This is a genomic window from Janthinobacterium sp. SUN128, assembly GCF_030587275.1.
Taxonomy (GTDB): domain Bacteria; phylum Pseudomonadota; class Gammaproteobacteria; order Burkholderiales; family Burkholderiaceae_D; genus Janthinobacterium; species Janthinobacterium lividum.
Map to the genome: position 1 here is coordinate 199,107 of NZ_JAPWHY010000001.1, position 16,264 is coordinate 215,370.

General features: G+C 62.5%; 14 protein-coding genes. 6 read left to right on the plus strand and 8 right to left on the minus strand.

The window, feature by feature from the left end; all coding sequences use genetic code 11:
- Window positions 1-81: 81 nt before the first annotated feature.
- Complete coding sequence (locus tag O3297_RS01040; RefSeq protein ID WP_305047514.1) at window positions 82-1,242, plus strand: AI-2E family transporter; 1,161 nt, start codon at window positions 82-84, stop codon at window positions 1,240-1,242.
- Between the two features lie 106 nt (window positions 1,243-1,348).
- Here O3297_RS01040 and O3297_RS01045 read toward each other — a convergent pair whose 3' ends face one another.
- The gene (locus O3297_RS01045; RefSeq protein ID WP_010396348.1) at window positions 1,349-1,573 is read right to left on the minus strand and encodes a hypothetical protein; all 225 of its coding nucleotides are present in this window, start codon (window positions 1,571-1,573) and stop codon (window positions 1,349-1,351) included.
- 141 nt (window positions 1,574-1,714) lie between these two features.
- Here O3297_RS01045 and O3297_RS01050 point away from each other — a divergent pair, with 141 nt between their 5' ends.
- From O3297_RS01050 to O3297_RS01060, 3 genes are read left to right on the plus strand one after another with little or no spacing between them, the layout of a single operon-like run.
- Entirely contained in the window at window positions 1,715-2,473 is a 759-nt protein-coding gene (locus O3297_RS01050; RefSeq protein WP_305047515.1) for a phosphatase PAP2 family protein, read from the plus strand.
- 11 nt (window positions 2,474-2,484) lie between these two features.
- Window positions 2,485-3,393 (plus strand): diacylglycerol kinase family protein, encoded by a 909-nt coding sequence (locus O3297_RS01055; protein ID WP_092612656.1) that lies wholly within the window; start codon window positions 2,485-2,487, stop codon window positions 3,391-3,393.
- A 9-nt stretch (window positions 3,394-3,402) separates the two neighbouring features.
- Window positions 3,403-4,221, plus strand: a complete 819-nt coding sequence (locus O3297_RS01060; protein ID WP_305047516.1) for a metallophosphoesterase — start codon at window positions 3,403-3,405, stop codon at window positions 4,219-4,221.
- 234 nt (window positions 4,222-4,455) lie between these two features.
- Here O3297_RS01060 and cls read toward each other — a convergent pair whose 3' ends face one another.
- A complete protein-coding gene (cls, locus tag O3297_RS01065) occupies window positions 4,456-5,832 on the minus strand; it encodes a cardiolipin synthase (protein WP_370385374.1) in 1,377 nt (458 codons plus the stop codon).
- Window positions 5,833-5,843: 11 nt separating this feature from the next.
- Window positions 5,844-7,955, minus strand: a complete 2,112-nt coding sequence (locus tag O3297_RS01070) for a site-specific recombinase (RefSeq protein ID WP_305047517.1) — start codon at window positions 7,953-7,955, stop codon at window positions 5,844-5,846.
- Between the two features lie 317 nt (window positions 7,956-8,272).
- On the opposite strand from O3297_RS01070, the gene O3297_RS01075 reads away from it, so the two are divergent.
- Window positions 8,273-9,382, plus strand: a complete 1,110-nt coding sequence (locus O3297_RS01075; protein ID WP_305047518.1) for a porin — start codon at window positions 8,273-8,275, stop codon at window positions 9,380-9,382.
- Here the strand turns inward: O3297_RS01075 and O3297_RS01080 are convergent.
- From O3297_RS01080 to O3297_RS01090, 3 genes are all read right to left on the minus strand, one after another.
- Entirely contained in the window at window positions 9,370-9,948 is a 579-nt protein-coding gene (locus O3297_RS01080) for a DUF3617 domain-containing protein (protein WP_034786358.1), read from the minus strand. The two genes, O3297_RS01075 and O3297_RS01080, sit on opposite strands and share 13 nt — an antisense overlap.
- A gap of 67 nt (window positions 9,949-10,015) precedes the next feature.
- The gene (locus O3297_RS01085) at window positions 10,016-11,563 is read right to left on the minus strand and encodes a TerC family protein (RefSeq protein WP_034786355.1); all 1,548 of its coding nucleotides are present in this window, start codon (window positions 11,561-11,563) and stop codon (window positions 10,016-10,018) included.
- A gap of 82 nt (window positions 11,564-11,645) precedes the next feature.
- Window positions 11,646-11,930 carry a hypothetical protein gene (locus O3297_RS01090; RefSeq protein ID WP_305047519.1) on the minus strand — a complete coding sequence of 95 codons (285 nt, stop codon included), beginning with the start codon at window positions 11,928-11,930 and terminating at the stop codon, window positions 11,646-11,648.
- Window positions 11,931-12,224: 294 nt separating this feature from the next.
- Here O3297_RS01090 and O3297_RS01095 point away from each other — a divergent pair, with 294 nt between their 5' ends.
- Window positions 12,225-15,071 carry a pitrilysin family protein gene (locus tag O3297_RS01095; protein ID WP_305047520.1) on the plus strand — a complete coding sequence of 949 codons (2,847 nt, stop codon included), beginning with the start codon at window positions 12,225-12,227 and terminating at the stop codon, window positions 15,069-15,071.
- 71 nt (window positions 15,072-15,142) lie between these two features.
- Here the strand turns inward: O3297_RS01095 and O3297_RS01100 are convergent, their stop codons facing one another.
- Both O3297_RS01100 and O3297_RS01105 read right to left on the minus strand, forming a co-directional pair.
- Window positions 15,143-15,778, minus strand: a complete 636-nt coding sequence (locus O3297_RS01100; protein WP_034786394.1) for an OmpA family protein — start codon at window positions 15,776-15,778, stop codon at window positions 15,143-15,145.
- Window positions 15,779-15,980: 202 nt separating this feature from the next.
- Window positions 15,981-16,127: a lmo0937 family membrane protein gene (locus tag O3297_RS01105; RefSeq protein ID WP_010396376.1), complete on the minus strand. Its 147-nt coding sequence runs from the start codon at window positions 16,125-16,127 to the stop codon at window positions 15,981-15,983.
- Window positions 16,128-16,264: the final 137 nt, after the last annotated feature.

The following is a 16,264-nucleotide window of genomic DNA, read 5'->3' on the forward strand; positions in this document are numbered from 1 at the left end:
GCCACCGTGTTACGCTACGCCTGCGCAACTGGCGCGTAGCGAAAACCGGCGGCTTGTGGCGCCGGGCACGAATGGAGTGGCATGAACGATACCCAGCGCGATATTGTCAGCGCAGGCTTTTCCCTGGCCTTGATCGCCGTGACGGCCTTCGTCATGCAGCGTTTCTTTTTGCCGCTCGTGTGGGCCGGCATCCTGTGCGTGGCCACCTGGCCCTTGTACCTGCGCGTGCGCGCGGCGCTGGGCCAGCGTCCCATCATTGCGGCGGCCGCGCTGACCCTGGCGTTCGCCTGCATCTTCATCATTCCCGTGCTGTTCGGCGTGGCGCAGGCGGCGCGTGAAGTACCCGTGCTGGCCAATTTCATCGTGCATGCGAATGCCGACGGCTTGCCCGTGCCGCACTGGGTGGCGCATATTCCGCTGGCCGGCAGCGCCATCGGCGACTGGTGGCTGGCCACCCTGAGCCAGCCGCACGGCCTGGGCCACTTCTTTGCGGGCAGCGCCGTGGGCGGCTTTCATTCCGCGCGCGACATGCTCAAGGTGCTGGGGGCGGACGTGTTCCATCGCCTGGTCGACTTCGGCCTGGCATTTTTATGCCTGTTTTTCTTTTACAAGGATGGCGAAGCGCTGACGCGCCAGATCACGGCCGTCGGCAGCCATTTCCTGCGCCCCGAACGGTGGGGCCGGTATGCGCAAAAGATCCCCACGGCCATCCGCGCCACCGTCAACGGCTTGGTACTGGTGGGCCTGGCCGAAGGCGTGCTGATCGGCATCGCCTATGCGATTGCCGGTTTGCCGTCGCCTGCCCTGTGGGCCTTTGCCACGGGCATCCTGGCCATCATCCCGTTCGGCGCGCCGCTCGCTTACCTGTGCGCGGCCGCCTTGCTGGTCTTCCAGGGCAATGTGGGCGCCGCCATCGGCGTGGCCGCGTGGGGCACCGTGGTGCTGTTTGTGGCCGACCACTTCGTGCGCCCCGGCATGATCGGCAACGCCACCCGCTTGCCCTTCCTGGCCGTGCTGTTCGGCATCCTGGGCGGCGTGGAAACCCTGGGTCTCGTGGGCCTGTTCATCGGCCCCGTCGTGATGGTGCTGTTCGTTACCTTGTGGTACGAAGCGAATGTGACTGACCGCGTACCGCCTGCCAACATGCCTGCCAGCATAGCTGCCGACGCAGGTGCCGACGCACTTGCCGGTACAGCTGCTGCAACACCTGCCAGCCCGGCCGCGCCGGAACGCACACAGTAGTGAGGGGTCGGTCAGCGTGCCGCTGGCCGGTACTGAGGCGTTCCCGGCGTGGCCGGACGGAGCTGACTTGATAACAGGGTGCGAACACCTTGTTTTAAAGTCATTCTTAATGCGCCTTGGATAAAATGAGGAGCCAACGGCGCATCAGCAGCACTTCAACATAGCCCGGCTCGATGCCCGTACCGCACTCGATCAAGGGATTGACGGTGTAGTAGCGCTTGCGGAAGTCGCGGCAGACGAGGATTTCGCGCTTGCCCATGCGGACGAGGAAAGAGCTTGGGGCGTATTCCAGGCCGAACCGTGAGCCAAAACCGCTATTCAATGTTGCCATGACAATTCCTTTGAGGGAGATGTGTTGAACGAGTCATCAGAATAGCATAAGTACTGTATGAATACACAGCTACTGTATGAATAAACAGTATTTTTTTACTGGTGTGGTTTTTTTGATCAGTACCAGGAACATGAAAGAGAGATGAGTTTGCAAGAGAAAAATGACATGGGCATGACCACGGGCTGGACCACGAAACTGCGCCGCTTCGTCGAGGCGCGCCTGTCGCCGGAAGGCGAGCTGGGCCTGCATATGACGGTGGGCGTGGCGCTGATGCTGGTGGCCATCGTGGTGTTTCACGAAATCGCCGAAGCCGTCATGGGCATGGCCCGGATCACGGTGATCGACTTGCAGGTGGCGCAGTGGTTCAACCAGCATGCCGTGCCGTGGATCACCAGCTGCCTGCTGGTCGTCACGCACATGCATGGCGTGATCGGCGCCATCACCCTGGCCGTCTTGCTGGGCTGGTATCTGCACCGCAAGGGCGCCGATTACTGGCTGTTTACCCTGGTCATCACCATGCCGGGCGTCATGTTTTTGAACCTGCTGCTAAAGTACATTTTTGTCCGCGCGCGGCCCAGCTTTGACGAACCCATCTTGCAGACGGCCCTGAGCACGTACAGCTTTCCCAGTGGCCATACGGCCACCTCGACAGCCCTGTACGGCTTGCTGGCCGCCTACCTGATTTGCCAGACGGCGCCGGGCGCGTGGGGCAAGCGCATCGCCATCGCGTTGGGTGCTTTCCTGATGGCGTCACTCGTGGGCTTCAGCCGCATTTACCTGGGCGCGCATTACCTGAGCGATGTCCTGGCGGCCATGGCGGAAAGCTATGGCTGGCTGGCCATCTGCATCGCCGGCGTGTCGACCCTGCGCCGCCGCCGGCATATCCGGCAAACCAAATAAGGGGTACGATCCTGAGCAAGATTGCAGTCATCATCAATGCGGGCGCCGGTTGCGGCTATGCGCCCGACTGGGCGCAGCAGCTCGAAGCGGCTTTTGCCGCCGTGGGACTCGACGCCGCCATCACCCTGGCGCAAAGCGGCGCCGACATGATCGCCACGGCCGAGCAAGCCCTGCGCGATGGCGCGCCCATCGTCGTGGCCGGCGGCGGCGACGGCACCATCAATGCCGTCGCATCCGTCGTTGTCGGCAGCGGCACGCCGTTTGGTGTCTTGCCGCTGGGCACGCTGAACCATTTCGCCAAGGATTTGAATATCCCGCTCGACCTCGATGCGGCCATTGCCAATGTAGCGCAGGGCGTGCGGCACCAGGTCGACGTGGGCGAAGTCAATGGCCGCATCTTCCTGAACAATTCCAGCCTGGGCCTGTATCCCGATATCGTGCGCGACCGCGAAAAGCAGCAGCGCCGGCTGGGACGGGGCAAGTGGCTGGCCTTCAGCTGGGCGCTGGTGGCCGCTCTGCGCCGCTACCCATTCCTCAGCGTGCAATTGAAACTCAACGACGCCGTGCATGCGCGGCGCACGCCTTTCGTCTTCATCGGCAATAATGAATACCTGATGGAAGGCTTGAATATCGGCGAGCGCGAGCGGCTCGACGGCGGCCAGCTGAGCTTGTACGTGGCGCAGCGTCCGGGCCGCCTGGGCTTGCTGAAGCTGGCTCTGCATGCGCTGTTTGGCAAGTTGTCGCAGGCCAAGGATTTCGACGTGTTGACGGCCACCGACCTGGAGATTGCCACGCAACACCGCCGTTTGCGCGTGGCCACCGATGGCGAAGTGACCGTCATGAATACGCCGCTGCATTACCGCATCCGCACGGCCGCGCTCGATGTGATCGTGCCGGCGCCCGTACCCGCAGCCAGCTAGGAGAACGCCATGCGTACCATCGTGCATTTGTCCGACTTGCATTTTGGCAGGGTCGATGCGGCCCTGCTGGCGCCCCTGCGCGCGCTCGTCGAGCGCCTGGAGCCGGACGTGGTGGTGGTCTCGGGCGACCTCACGCAGCGCGCCCGCAGCGCCCAGTTCCAGGAAGCACGGCATTTTCTCGACAGCTTGCCGGGGCCGCAGATCGTCGTGCCGGGCAACCATGACGTGCCACTCTACAACGTCGTTTCCCGCTTCCTGACGCCGCTGGTGAAGTACCGGCGCCATGTGACGGACGACTTGTCGCCCGAATATGTGGATGAGGAAATCGCCGTGCTGGGCATCAATACGGCCCGCTCGATGACGTTCAAGGATGGCCGCATCAGCCACGAGCAGATCGATTTCCTGCGTGAACGCCTGCGCAGTTTGCCGCCCGGTTTGACGCGCATCATCGTCACGCACCATCCATTTGATTTGCCCGAGCACTTCGACGAGGATGACCTGGTGGACCGCGCCCCGCAGGCGCTGCAAATGTTTTCTGAATGCGGTGTGGATTTGCTGCTGGCCGGGCATTTGCACGCCAGCGTGGCGGGCAGCACGGCCGAGCGCTACAAGATCGCCGGCTACGCTGCCCTGATGGTGCAGGCGGGCACGGCCACGTCCACGCGGGGCCGGGGCGAGTCGAACTCCTTCAACGTGCTGCGCGTGGAAAATAGTTGTATTCGCGTCGAGCGCTACAGCTGGAATGAGGACAGCGGCGACTTTGAAAAGGTCAGCACGGAAGCGTTCGAGCGCCAGGGCGGGGTGTGGGCCAGCTTGCGGCCGCTGTAGGTCGGATGAGCGGGGCAAGGCCGTGCGTAATCCGACGCTATTGTTGGCTTTGGTAATAGCTGTGGTGATGTCGGATTACGCTGCGCTAATCCGACCTACGCCAACCTACACCGACCTGCACCTGTCGTCGGAGTGGCCGGCAAAATGGCCAGGGCTAGGCGCGTTGCCGAAGACAGTACGAATAGTACGGCGAGGCAATGCAACAACGCCCTGGACTTTTTGATGGCTACTCCGCTACAGCCAGTAGTTCATGAAGCGCGCCGCCCACTCCTTCATGCGGTCGGCAATCGGCCGCGTTTCCCATTTCGCCCTGGTGATTTCTTCCGAGTCGCGCAAGTCTTCCTGGAAGGCGTTTTCCATCTCCCTGCCGAAGCTGTCGCCCAGCACGATCACGTTCAGCTCGCTGTTATGCAGGAAGCTGCGCATGTCGATGTTGGTCGAGCCCACAGTCGACCAGGCGCCGTCGATGACGGCCGTCTTGGCGTGCAGCACGGCCAGTTTCAAGTGGAAGATGCGGATGCCGCCGGCCAGCAGCTGGTCGTACAGGGCGTGTCCCGCATGGAATACGAGGCCGCTGTCGGACACGCCCGGTAGCACGACGGTGACGTCCACGCCCCGTTTCGCGGCCGCGATCAGGGCGTCGACCGTCTGCTGGTCGGGCACGAAATAGGCGGACGTGATGTGGATGGATTTCTTGGCTTCCTGGATGGCCAGGATATACGCCTTGTAGATCTCGAAGCCGCCCTCCGGCTCGCTGGCCACCACGCGCACCAGCTTGTCGCCCACTTCCGACAAGGTTGGGAAATAATTGGCGTCCGGCAAGTCGGCCTGGTCTTGCTGGGCCCAGGTGCGGATGAACAGCCACTGGAAGGCGGCCACGGCCGGGCCTTCGACCTTCACATGGGTATCGCGCCAGCCCACGTCCTTCTTGTCGGTGGGTTTCGATTTCGAGCGGAACAGCGAGCTTTTCGCATAGGTATCGCTGATATTGATGCCGCCTGTAAATGCCATCTTGCCGTCGACGATCAGCACCTTGCGGTGGTCGCGGTTATTGATCTTCCAGTCGTCGCCCTTGAGCTTGGCGGGATTGACGGGGTTGAAGGCCACCAGGTGCACGCCGGCCGCGCGCATGCGGTCAAAGAACGCCTGCGGCACGCCGAGGGTGCCCACGCTGTCGTAGATGACGTTGACCGTCACGCCCGATTGCTGCTTTTCGATCAGCATGTCGGCAAATTTGAGGCCCAGCGGATCCTGGTCGAAGATATATGTTTCCAGGTTGATGCTGTTCTTCGCTTCGCTGATGGCCTGGAACATGGCGGCCATGGTTTGCGGGCCGTCAAACAGCAGGGTCACCTTGTTGCCCTTGATCAAAGGCACGCCCGTTGCCGCCTCTTCCAGCGCCGCCTGGGTTTTCAAGTCCATGCCGGACTTGGCCCAGCGCTTGTTGAGCAGGGCTGCGCGGCTGTTGACGTTCAGCACGGCACCCTTGCCCGTGATCACCTTGGGCTTGGCCACCGGCTCCAGGGTGGTGTTGAGGTTCTTGACATTGGGCAGCGAGGCGCATGCAGCCAGGGTCCAGCACAGCAGTAGGGCGGTGAGGCAGGGTTGCATGCGCCGAGCGGTCATTTTTGAGCCTTGGTGGTGGGTGACAGGTTTGCCGAATCATCGGCCAGTGCCAGTGGCGGCGGGTTTTTTGAACCAAAGAAGAAGACGATGGGCGACCGGAGGAAGCGCTTGCCCAGTATCTTCAACAACTGCATGCCGTGCTTGAAGCGCACCTGGCGCGAACGCAGGGCCACCCACAGGGCCAGGCCGAAGCTGACCAGCAGGTTGGCCGTGCCGATGGCGAAGATGCCCGACAGCGACTTGACGGCCAGTTGCCAGCTCATGTTGTGGTCCAGGCCCACCAGGGCCGTGGCGAAGTTGGCGGCCGAGAAGGTGATGTGGCGGATATCGATGGGCAAGCCGATCAAAAAGCCCAGGGTACCGATGGAGCCCAGCAGGATACCGAAATAGAAGTTACCCATCAGCCCGCCCAGGTTGTTTTCCAGGTACATGCCCAGCCGCTGCAGGCGTTCCTGGCCGATCACGCGGCCCAGGCCGCGCAATTGCGCGATGCGCTGCGCCCAGCGCGTGTACAGGGCCTGGTTGTCATAGTAGCCGGAAATCAGGCCGGCCACGAACAGGCATACGCCGGCAATCATGGCGTAGAAGATGGCGGGGCTGCCGATGGGGTCGATATCGTGCAGCAAATGCATGGCCTTCTCTGGCGTCACCAGGTTGTGTCCTGTAATCGCCTTGTAGCCGAGCGCGATCAGCCAAGCCGTGGGAATGGCGGTCGCCAGGTTGCCCAGCACGGCCATGTTTTGCGTGCGGAAGACCTTGTTGATCAGTTCCGCCATGCTGTCGAGGTCGATATTCCTGCCATCCTTGCTATGCAGGCCGGCGGCGATGCGCGACGCCGTCATGGCCGGCTGCTTGGTGGCCACCGTGAAATGCAGCAAGTGGATGAACATGAAGCCGATCGAGTAATTCATGCTGAACATGAAGGCTTCGACCAGCGGCGCCGAGCGCAGGTAGGACATCAATATCTTGAACAGGGCCATGAAGCCGATGATCACGCCCGCGCCCGCGGACGAGAGGAACATGGCGCCCATTTCGCGGCGGTTTTCCGCGATGTAGTGCTCGCCCGTGCGGCTGGCGTTTTCCGTCACATTGCGCGCCAGCAAGTTGATATTGTCGGAAAACAGGTCGCTGACCTTGTACTTGTGGTTGTGCGCGCGTATCAGTTCCAGCGCCAGCCCGACGGCGCCCGCGCGGCGGCGGCTGACGGGCTGCGGGTACAGCAAGTCTTGCGTGGCGTCGACCGTGATGGCGGCGATGTCCACGTTGTTGGAGGCAGGCAGCTCGCCGCTCGTGTCGACGAGGAACAGCAGCTTGCGCAGGCGGTCGATGCTTTGCGCCAAGGCCACCAGCAGGTAGGTGAGGGGAATGCTGGTGCCCTGGTACAGCGCCTTCTTGCGGATCTTGGCGATGACGGCATCGCACTGGTCCAGCATCACCAGCAGGTGGCGCGCGTCCTCGATGTGCTCGAGATCGCCGTGCAGCAAATTCGTGTAGGCGTCCAGGTAGGCATTCACTTCCGTGTTCTGCACCATGAACGGCGACTGGAACACTTCGATTTCGCTGTGGAAACGCGTCAGTTCCGGCTCCAGGCCCATGGCGCAGACGCGGTAGGACAGGGTGCGGATGGCGTCGAGCATGCCTGGCAGCATGATATTGCCATCGCCTACGGCCAGTTCGATCTCGTCGCTGGTCAGGACGTCGAACAGTTCCAGCCAGTCCGTGGCGGGCACGTTGCTGATCCACAAATAATCGGTCTTCAGGTACAGCACCTGATCGAGCGCGTCATTCAGATATTCGTCGCCGAGGGCGGGCGGCAGCATGCGGTAGGCGATGCGGCGTTTCAATTCCGTGAAGAAACCGCTGTTCGACAGCACGCCGATGTCGGTGTACAGGCTGGCGTGGCGGCGCGCGGCCAGCACGCGCAGCACGTATTCGTGCAGGGCGCGCGCTTGCGCGGGGTTACCTTTGAGAAGCTGGCGCAGGGTGCGCACGTTGGCAATCGCGGTAGCGCTGTCGTGGGAGCGCTTGGGACGCAGTGAGTTGAATAATTCCACCAGCAAGTCGATATTGCTGGAGTTGGGGTCAATGCGTTCGAGGATAGCTAGCATGCAGAAAAAACGGGCGAGCCGCTGTCGGTAAAACCAGTAGTGTACCGCCTGCGTCAAATCGCGCAACTTTCGCCACCGAACATTGCTTTACGGCAGGGCCTGCATTTAACGCCATTTTGCCGCAAATTAGCTGAATCATGGTCAATATTGCGTGTTGTCAGTGTGCGACTCTTTTCCTGGGCTAAGCTGAAGTTTCTGTTGTACAACGCACGGACGCTGGACAAAAAGCGGGGATAAGGTAACACTGAGATCAGACACACAGCGCATGTCCTGATCAATACCGGGAAGTTTCAATTCACGTTACCGAGATATTTATCATGAAGACCTCGTATTTTGCGCTTGCTGTGATAGGGATGGGGCCTTTCGCGCTGGGCGCGACGGCCCAGGCTGCCGATGGCGCAGGCAGTGCCGCATCCAGTAACGTTGCCGTGTACGGCGTGCTCGACGCGGGCATCGTGGCCGAGCGGGGCTGTGCCGCCAATTGCGCCGGCGCCAAGGTGTCGGGCGGTGTCGCGTCCGGTTCGCGTCTGGGCGTGCAGGGCCGCGAGGCGCTGGGTAATGATGTCACGGCCGTGTTTACCCTGGAAGCGGGCATCCAGAACGACACGGGCCAGTCGGAAGAGGGCCGCCTGTTCGGCCGCCAGGCCTACGTGGGCCTCGACAGCCGCCTGGGCGCGCTGACCCTGGGGCGCCAGTACAACCTGCAATACCTGACCCTGACCGATGTGGCCGACCCGTTCAAGGGCGGCATGGCCGGCAGCGCCAGCAACCTGGCCGGCTACAGCGTGAAACGCTACGACAATACCGTCAAATACGTGACGCCCGCCTTGCGCGGCGTGACTGCCAGCGCCATCTACAGCTTTGGCGAGTCGCCGTACAGCAACGCCAACAACCGCGCGTATGGCGCCACCCTCGGCTATTCGGCCGGCGCCGTGAATGTCAGCGTGTCGCACCAGCGCAAGAATAACCTCATCCTCGCTTCCGGCACCTTGCCCGCCATCGACATGTCTGCCCGCAACACCCTGATCGCGGCGAATATCGACCTGAAGGTGGCCACCGCCTTTGCCGCCGTGGGCATCAACAAGGGCTATGGCAGCTCGCCATGGGACCCGAACAATGCCTACAGCTCGCTGGCCCTGTCGATGTCGTCGTCTGACAGCCGCGACACCTTGCTGGGCGTATCGGTGCCCGCAGGCGGCTTCAAGCTGCTGGCGTCCTGGGTGCGCAAGGATGACCGCGACCTGGCCAACCGCGACGCCAGCCAGATGGCCGTCGGCCTCACGTACTCGCTGTCAAAGCGCAGCGATTTCTATGCGTCCTACGCGAAGATCCACAACAAGAACGGCGCCCGCTACACGGTGGGCAATGCCAGCGATTCGGGGCATGGCGATGCGGCGTTTAATCTCGGCTTCCGTCACGGTTTCTGAGCCGCGGTCGCCGATGGGGCAGGGCAGCTTGCGCCCAGCCATTTGCCGTTGCTCGTCACATTTACCTGTTCCGGCGTGCCGCGCGCGCTGGTGGTCACCGCCAGTTGCATGCTGAACGCCTGGTCGCCCGTAAACAGTACCTTGCCTTCGCCGCTCGATTTCGGATTGGCGCAAGTGAACGAGACATTCATGCCGCCCGCGATATCCGTGTTTTTCGATTTGCAGTCACCGGGCTGGCCCGTGGGAATCTGCTTGCGTGCCGCCATGTCCGGCGTCACGCATGCCGTCACGCGCACGGCGCCATCGGCGCCCACGGTGGGCATGGCCATGCCGCGGCTGGCCGCCATGCTTTCCAGCTGCTTGCGTTGATCGGGAGGAAGGTTGCCCAGTTGCTGCAGCACCATGGACATGGCGTTGTCGGTGGCGGCGTCCGGCGACGCCATCTTGCTGTCGACTTGCCACAGGCCCGGCTTGATGGTGGCGGACTGCGAGGCGGCCATGGCATTGGCGTGGGCGCCGAGGGCGGCGCAAGCCAGCAGGGTCAGGCGTAGCAGGGATTTTTTCATTGTGGGGTCTCCGGTATGGGCAGACCCCAGCATACGGCATGGCAAGCGGGGCACGCTTGCCATTGTGTTACAAACTGTGATCGGGCTCGATGCGGCGCACGTCCACGCAGGCGATGCGGCGCTCGTCGGCCTCGATGATTTCATAGCGCAAGTCATCGAGCTCCAGTACTTCGCCCACGGCCGGCATGTTTTCGAAATGCGCCAGCAGGAAGCCGGCCAGCGAGTTGTATTCGCCGTCTTCGCTGACCAGGGTTTCCGTTTCGAACACTTGCTCCAGATAATGCAGGTCCGTCGCGCCGTCGATGCGCCAGTGGCCGGGGCCCAGCACTTCCACGTCGGGCTGCTCGTCCTCGTCGGGGAATTCGCCGGCGATGGCTTCTAGGATGTCGATCGGCGTCAGCACGCCTTGCACGGTGCCGAACTCGTCGACCACCAGCACCAGCTGGCCGCGCGAGCGCTTTAACGTTTCCATGGCTTTCAGCACGCCGGCCGCTTCCGGCACGACGACGGCTTCGCGCATGCTGTCCGGGTCGATCTTGCCGCGCGAGACCAGATCCTCGATGAGGTCCTTGCTGCGCGCGATGCCGACCACATTGTCGAGGTCATCATTGCAGACAGGAATCATGCTGTGCGGCGTGTCGCGCAGCAGTTGCAGCATCTTTTCGCTGCTGTCGTTCAGGTTGACCCACGACACGTCGCCGCGCGGCGTCATGACGGAGCGGATCGAGCGTTCGGCCAGGGTCAGCACGCCGCTGACCATGTTGCGCTCTTCCACGCCGAAGGCGGAGACATCGGGCATTTCCTTGACTTCGTGCTCTTCCACGGCTTCGCGGCCCTTGCGTCCGCCCAGCAGGCTCAGCACGGCTTGCGCCGTGCGGTCACGCAGGGGGGCGTTCGACTGCAGCTTGAGGAAGTTACGGCGCGCCAATTGATTGAAGAATTCGATGACGATCGAGAAACCGATAGCGGCGTACAGATATCCTTTCGGAATGTGGAAGCCCAGGCCCTCGGCCACCAGGGAGAGGCCGATCATCAGCAGGAAGCTCAGGCACAGCACCACGACGGTGGGGTGGGCGTTGACGAAGCGCGTCAGCACCTTCGACGCCAGCATCATGACGACGATGGAAATGACGACGGCGGCCATCATCACGTACAGGTTTTCCACCATGCCGACGGCCGTGATGACGGCGTCGAGCGAAAAGACGGCGTCGAGCACGACGATCTGCGCCACCACCAGGCCGAAGCCGGCATAGACCTTCGGGCCCGTCTGGGCGTGCGTGATGCCTTCGAGGCGCTCGTGCAGCTCGCTGGTTGCCTTGAACAGCAGGAACAGGCCGCCGAGGAGCAGGATCAGGTCACGCCCTGAAAACGAGAATGTCCATATGGAAAACAATGGCGTGGTCAGGGTGACCAGCCAGGAAATCAGGGAAAGCAGGCCCAGGCGCATGACGAGGGCCAGGGTCAGGCCCAGCACTCTAGCCTTGTCGCGCTGGTGCGGCGGCAGTTTCTCGGCCAGGATGGCGATGAAAATCAGGTTGTCGATACCCAGTACGATTTCCAGTACGACCAGCGTCAGCAGGCCGACCCAGATTGTCGGGTCAAATAACCATTCCATGTGTGTAACCTTGTAAAGTCGATCAGTGTAAAGCGTGCCTGGCGGCTAAAGCCCCGGGCGCGTGGGTGCTGCATGCATGTCTTCAGGGGCGGACGCGCGGCGGCCGGGTGGCCAGCCGCACGTCCGCTTCGGCAAGTGCGCCCGGTCCCGCTTGCCAAATGATGGCGTAAAACGGCACGGCCTGGCGCGAGCTCGGGTACAGCGTGATGGGGTCGTTGTCGCATTCTTCGCTACTGCAGCTATCGCAGCTGTCGCCAGGCAGGCCCGCATGGAGGCCGGCATCGGCACAATCGATGCTGAAGGCGGGCGTGGCGCTAGCGCCGGCCGCGATTGCATGCTGGAATGGGGAAGGGCTGGCGTAAGCCATGCTGGCAAACGCCTGGGGTAACGCGATGAAAACAAAAAGGCAGAGCAGGACGAGAGCTCGTCTCATATACAGGCAGATAGTTCTGGAACGGTCGAGTATAACACGCCTGTATGGCAGCTTGATGACAGAGGCTTGCAATAGTGATACGTATGCCGTAAATTATGAAATAGCAATAATTTCACGTGGCGGCGAAGACGCAGCGCGGGCCCCGTGACTATTCTTGCGTTCGTATCACATTGCGCCTGCGCCGTTTGCTTGCGCACGTCTATAACGTAGTGTTACCAGGACTCTGCCTTGAAACCCATTACCGCCCTCCTGCTTGCCGCCGGCATCCTCTCGCCATCGTTCATCCTTGCCGCCACCCCCGTGGAAGCGGCGCCGACCCAGAAAGCCGGCAAGGCTGCACCCAGCCGTGCCGCCGCCGTCAAAGTCACGTCCGTCGAAGGCATCACCGAATACCGCCTGGCCAATGGCTTGCGCGTGCTGCTGTTCCCGGACGCCAGCAAGCCGACCCTGACCACCAATATCGTCTACCTGGTCGGTTCGCGCCATGAAAACTATGGCGAAACGGGCATGGCCCACTTGCTCGAGCATTTGCTGTTCAAGCCCAGCGCCAACTTCGGCATCAAGAAGGGCAGCAAGACCCCCGTCGAGATATTGAACTCGACGGGCGCTGATTTCAACGGCACCACGTGGTACGACCGCACCAATTACTATGCGACCTTCCCCGCCAACGACGATAACCTGCGCCAGATGCTGGCCATGGAAGCGGACCGCATGGTCAATGCGGCCATCGACCAGAACGACCTGTGGAACCCGAAGACGCAGAAGGGCGAAATGACCGTCGTGCGCAACGAGTTCGAGATGGGCGAGAGCGACCCGATCGGCGTGACCAGCGAGCGCATCCAGGCCATCGCCTACGACTGGCACAACTATGGCAAGTCGACCATCGGCGCCCGTTCCGACATCGAGCAGGTGAACATTCCCCGTCTGCGCGCGTTTTACCACAAATATTATCAGCCCGATAATGCCGTGCTGATGGTGGCGGGCCGCTTCGACGAAGCCAAGGTCTTGAAACAGATCAATGAACTGTTCGGCAAGATCCCGAAACCGACGCGCGTGATCGAGCCGACCTACACGGCTGAACCCGTGCAGGATGGCGAGCGCGCCGTGACGGTGCGCCGCAGCGGCGGCACGCAGTTCGTCGGCGCCGGCTACCACGTGGCGCCGTCCGGCAACCCGGACGCCGTCGCCATCGAGGTGCTCGGTCACGTGCTGACGGACGCGCCGGCCGGCCGCCTGCACAAGGCGCTGGTGGAAACCAAGCTGGCCAGCAAGATCGAATACAACTCCGTGAGCAACCTGGAGCCGGGCTACAACCTGTTCGGCGCGCTGGTGCCGCTCGATGGCAACCTCGATGCGGCGCAGACGGCCATGCTGAAAGTGCTGGAAGACTTGAAATCGCAGCCCATCACGGATGCGGAAGTGGCGCGCGTGAAACAGCAGCTGAACAAGCAGGTGGAACTGATCACCTCGAACACGGCGCGCATGACGATCGCCCTGACGGAGTCCCTGGCGGCCGGCGACTGGCGTCTGTTCTTCCTGCAGCGCGACCAGCTCGACAAGCTGACGACGGCGCAGGTGCAGGCGGCTGCCGAGAAATACCTGAAGAGCTCGAACCGCACCCTGGGCCGCTTCATTCCTACCGATGCGCCGGACCGCACCGTCGTGCCGGCCTATGCCGACGTGGCGCCGCAACTGGCCGGCTACACGGGCCGCGCCGTGGTGGCGCAGGGCGAAGCGTTCGACCCGAGCCCCGACAATATCGAAGCGCGCACCCAGCGTTTCACCTTGCCGAATGGCTTGAAGGGAGCCTTGCTGCCGAAGAAAACCAAGGGCAGCACGGTCAGCGTTGTGTTGAAATTGCAGATCGGCAGCGAAGAAAACTTGCGCGGCAAGGCGCAAGTGGGCGTCTACACGGCCAATCTGCTGTCGCGCGGCACGGATAAACTGTCGCGCCAGGAAGTGAAGGACAAGTTCGACCAGCTGGGCATGCAGGTCGCCATCACGGGCGGCGCCGAGGGCGTCACCGCCATGCTGAATGGCAAGCGCGAGAACTTGCCGGCCGCCATGGACCTGCTGGCGCAAGTGCTGCAAAAGCCGGCCTTGAACGAGACGGAATTCCTGGAATTGCAGCGCGAGCGCGTCGGCCGCGCGGAGCAGGAGTTGCCTGAGCCGCAGCCGCTGGCCGTGAACGCCTTCCGCCGCCTGCTCGACGCCACGCCGGAAGGCCATGTGCGCCACGTGGCCACCTTGCCGGCCGAACTGGTGCAATGGAAAGCCATCAAGGTGGCCGATGTGAAAGCCTTCCATGGCGCCTATTATGGCGCGGCAAACGCGACTTTCGCTGCCGTGGGCGACTTCGACCCGGCCGCGCTGAAGGCGCAAGTGGCCGGCCTGTACGGCAACTGGAAGGCGCAGCAGCCGTATGCGCGCATACTGGATGCCGTCAAGCCTGTCAGCGGCGAAAAAGTCACCCTGGAAACGCCGGACAAGGCGAACAGCGTGCTGTTCGCCATCCAGCCGATTCCCCTCAGGGATGACGCCGCCAACTATCCCGCCTTGCTGATCGCCAATCATATGCTCGGTGGCGGCGCCTTGCGCAGCCGTCTGGCCGACCGCATCCGCCAGAAGGAAGGCCTGTCGTACGGCGTCGGTTCGCAAGTGAGCATCCCGTCGCGCGAACCGGCCGGCTACTGGATGGCGTATGCCATCAGCGCGCCGCAAAACACGGTCAAGGTGGAAGCGGCCCTGCGCGAGGAAATCGCCAAGGCCCTGGCCGACGGCTTCACGCAAGAGGAATTGGCCGAAGCGAAGAAAGGCTGGCTGCAATCGCAGGAAGTGGGCCGCACGCAGGACAGCGGCCTGGCGCGCGAACTGGCCGGCTACCTTGCCGAAGAGCGTACCATGGCTTACGACAAGGACCTGGAAGCGAAAGTGGCCGCCTTGACCCTGGCGCAAGTGAACCAGGGCCTGCGCGAGTACCTGAAGCCATCGGCCGTCTCGGTGGTGGTGGCCGGCGACTTTGCCAAGGTGGCGAAAGAGGGTGAAAGCGGCGCCAAGGCAACGACGTCGAAGTAAGCTGTTTTAAATAAAGAAGCCCGCTGGCAAGTTATTTGCCAGCGGGCTTTTTTTATGGCGATTTCCCGACCTTAGCGGGGAGCGAGCTCTGCTACGTAGATTTCCACGCGGCGGTTGCGTGCGCGTCCCGATGCATCCGCATTCGAGGCGATCGGCTCGCGGGCGCCGCGGCCTTCCGTGACGACGCGGGTCGGCGAGACGCCGCGCATGGACAGGTAGTCGCGCGTGTGGGCCGCGCGTTCCACCGACAGCGGCTCGTTGATGGAAGCGCTGCCCGTGCTGTCCGTATGGCCGATGATGCTGACCGTGGTGTTCGGGTTTTCGTTCAGGGTGGCGGCAAAGCGGTCGAGGATGGGGCGGAAATTGCCCTTGATGTCGGCGCGGTTGGTGTCGAAGGAAATATCGCTGGGGATTTCCATTTTCAGGCGGTTATCGGCCGTCTGCGTCACTTGCACACCAGTACCCTGTGTCGCTTGTTCCATCGCGCGCTTCTGGTTTTCCATGCGGTTCGACCAGATATTGCCGATCACGGCGCCCGCCGCTGCGCCGATCAGGGCGCCGCCGGCCGTGCGGCCGCTGCTGCCGCCACCGGTGGTGCCGCCGATCAAGGCGCCCAGGCCCGCGCCGACGCCGGCGCCCGTGGCCGTGCCACGTTGCGTGGCGGACATGTCCGCGCAGCCGCTGGCGGCCAATGCGATCACCAGCATGCCGATCAGGGATTTGGCACCAGGGCCTTTTTTGAATGCTTCTTTCATGGATTTTCTCCTTGTTTTGTTATTGGGACATACCCAGGAATTACCTGCACACGTTACTGCAAAATGGCGCGGCGTGCCAGTGTGCGCGCACTACAGGCAAAAGGGCGGCGCCCGTTCGCACGCGCGCCGCCCCGTCTGGCCAGTAAATTGGCCTCTATAAACCGCGTCCGCTGATCAGGCGCAGCAGCACCATGATCACGGCGACCACCAGCAGTATGTGGATGAAGCCGCCAATGGTATAGGAAGTTACCAGGCCCAGCAGCCAAAGAATGATGAGTACGACGGCGATTGTATACAGCATGATGTGTCCTCCGAGAGTAATGTGTGGATGACGGCAACGGCCTTGGCCTTGCAGGCGCTGGCGCGTGGCGCCGTCATCGGTTCTTGTCATTGCGCGGCGACTGGGTCGCTGAACGCTGATGCCATGACTAAGTGTCT

What these genes read in the sequence shown, in the direction of transcription:
- O3297_RS01040 (WP_305047514.1), top strand. Translation starts at nt 82, where the DNA reads ATGAACGATACCCAGCGCGATATTGTCAGCGCAGGCTTTTCCCTGGCC.
- O3297_RS01045 (WP_010396348.1), bottom strand. Translation starts at nt 1,573, where the DNA reads ATGGCAACATTGAATAGCGGTTTTGGCTCACGGTTCGGCCTGGAATAC.
- O3297_RS01050 (WP_305047515.1), top strand. Translation starts at nt 1,715, where the DNA reads ATGAGTTTGCAAGAGAAAAATGACATGGGCATGACCACGGGCTGGACC.
- O3297_RS01060 (WP_305047516.1), top strand. Translation starts at nt 3,403, where the DNA reads ATGCGTACCATCGTGCATTTGTCCGACTTGCATTTTGGCAGGGTCGAT.
- cls (WP_370385374.1), bottom strand. Translation starts at nt 5,832, where the DNA reads ATGCAACCCTGCCTCACCGCCCTACTGCTGTGCTGGACCCTGGCTGCA.
- O3297_RS01070 (WP_305047517.1), bottom strand. Translation starts at nt 7,955, where the DNA reads ATGCTAGCTATCCTCGAACGCATTGACCCCAACTCCAGCAATATCGAC.
- O3297_RS01075 (WP_305047518.1), top strand. Translation starts at nt 8,273, where the DNA reads ATGAAGACCTCGTATTTTGCGCTTGCTGTGATAGGGATGGGGCCTTTC.
- O3297_RS01080 (WP_034786358.1), bottom strand. Translation starts at nt 9,948, where the DNA reads ATGAAAAAATCCCTGCTACGCCTGACCCTGCTGGCTTGCGCCGCCCTC.
- O3297_RS01085 (WP_034786355.1), bottom strand. Translation starts at nt 11,563, where the DNA reads ATGGAATGGTTATTTGACCCGACAATCTGGGTCGGCCTGCTGACGCTG.
- O3297_RS01090 (WP_305047519.1), bottom strand. Translation starts at nt 11,930, where the DNA reads ATGGCTTACGCCAGCCCTTCCCCATTCCAGCATGCAATCGCGGCCGGC.
- O3297_RS01100 (WP_034786394.1), bottom strand. Translation starts at nt 15,778, where the DNA reads ATGCTGGTGATCGCATTGGCCGCCAGCGGCTGCGCGGACATGTCCGCC.
- O3297_RS01105 (WP_010396376.1), bottom strand. Translation starts at nt 16,127, where the DNA reads ATGCTGTATACAATCGCCGTCGTACTCATCATTCTTTGGCTGCTGGGC.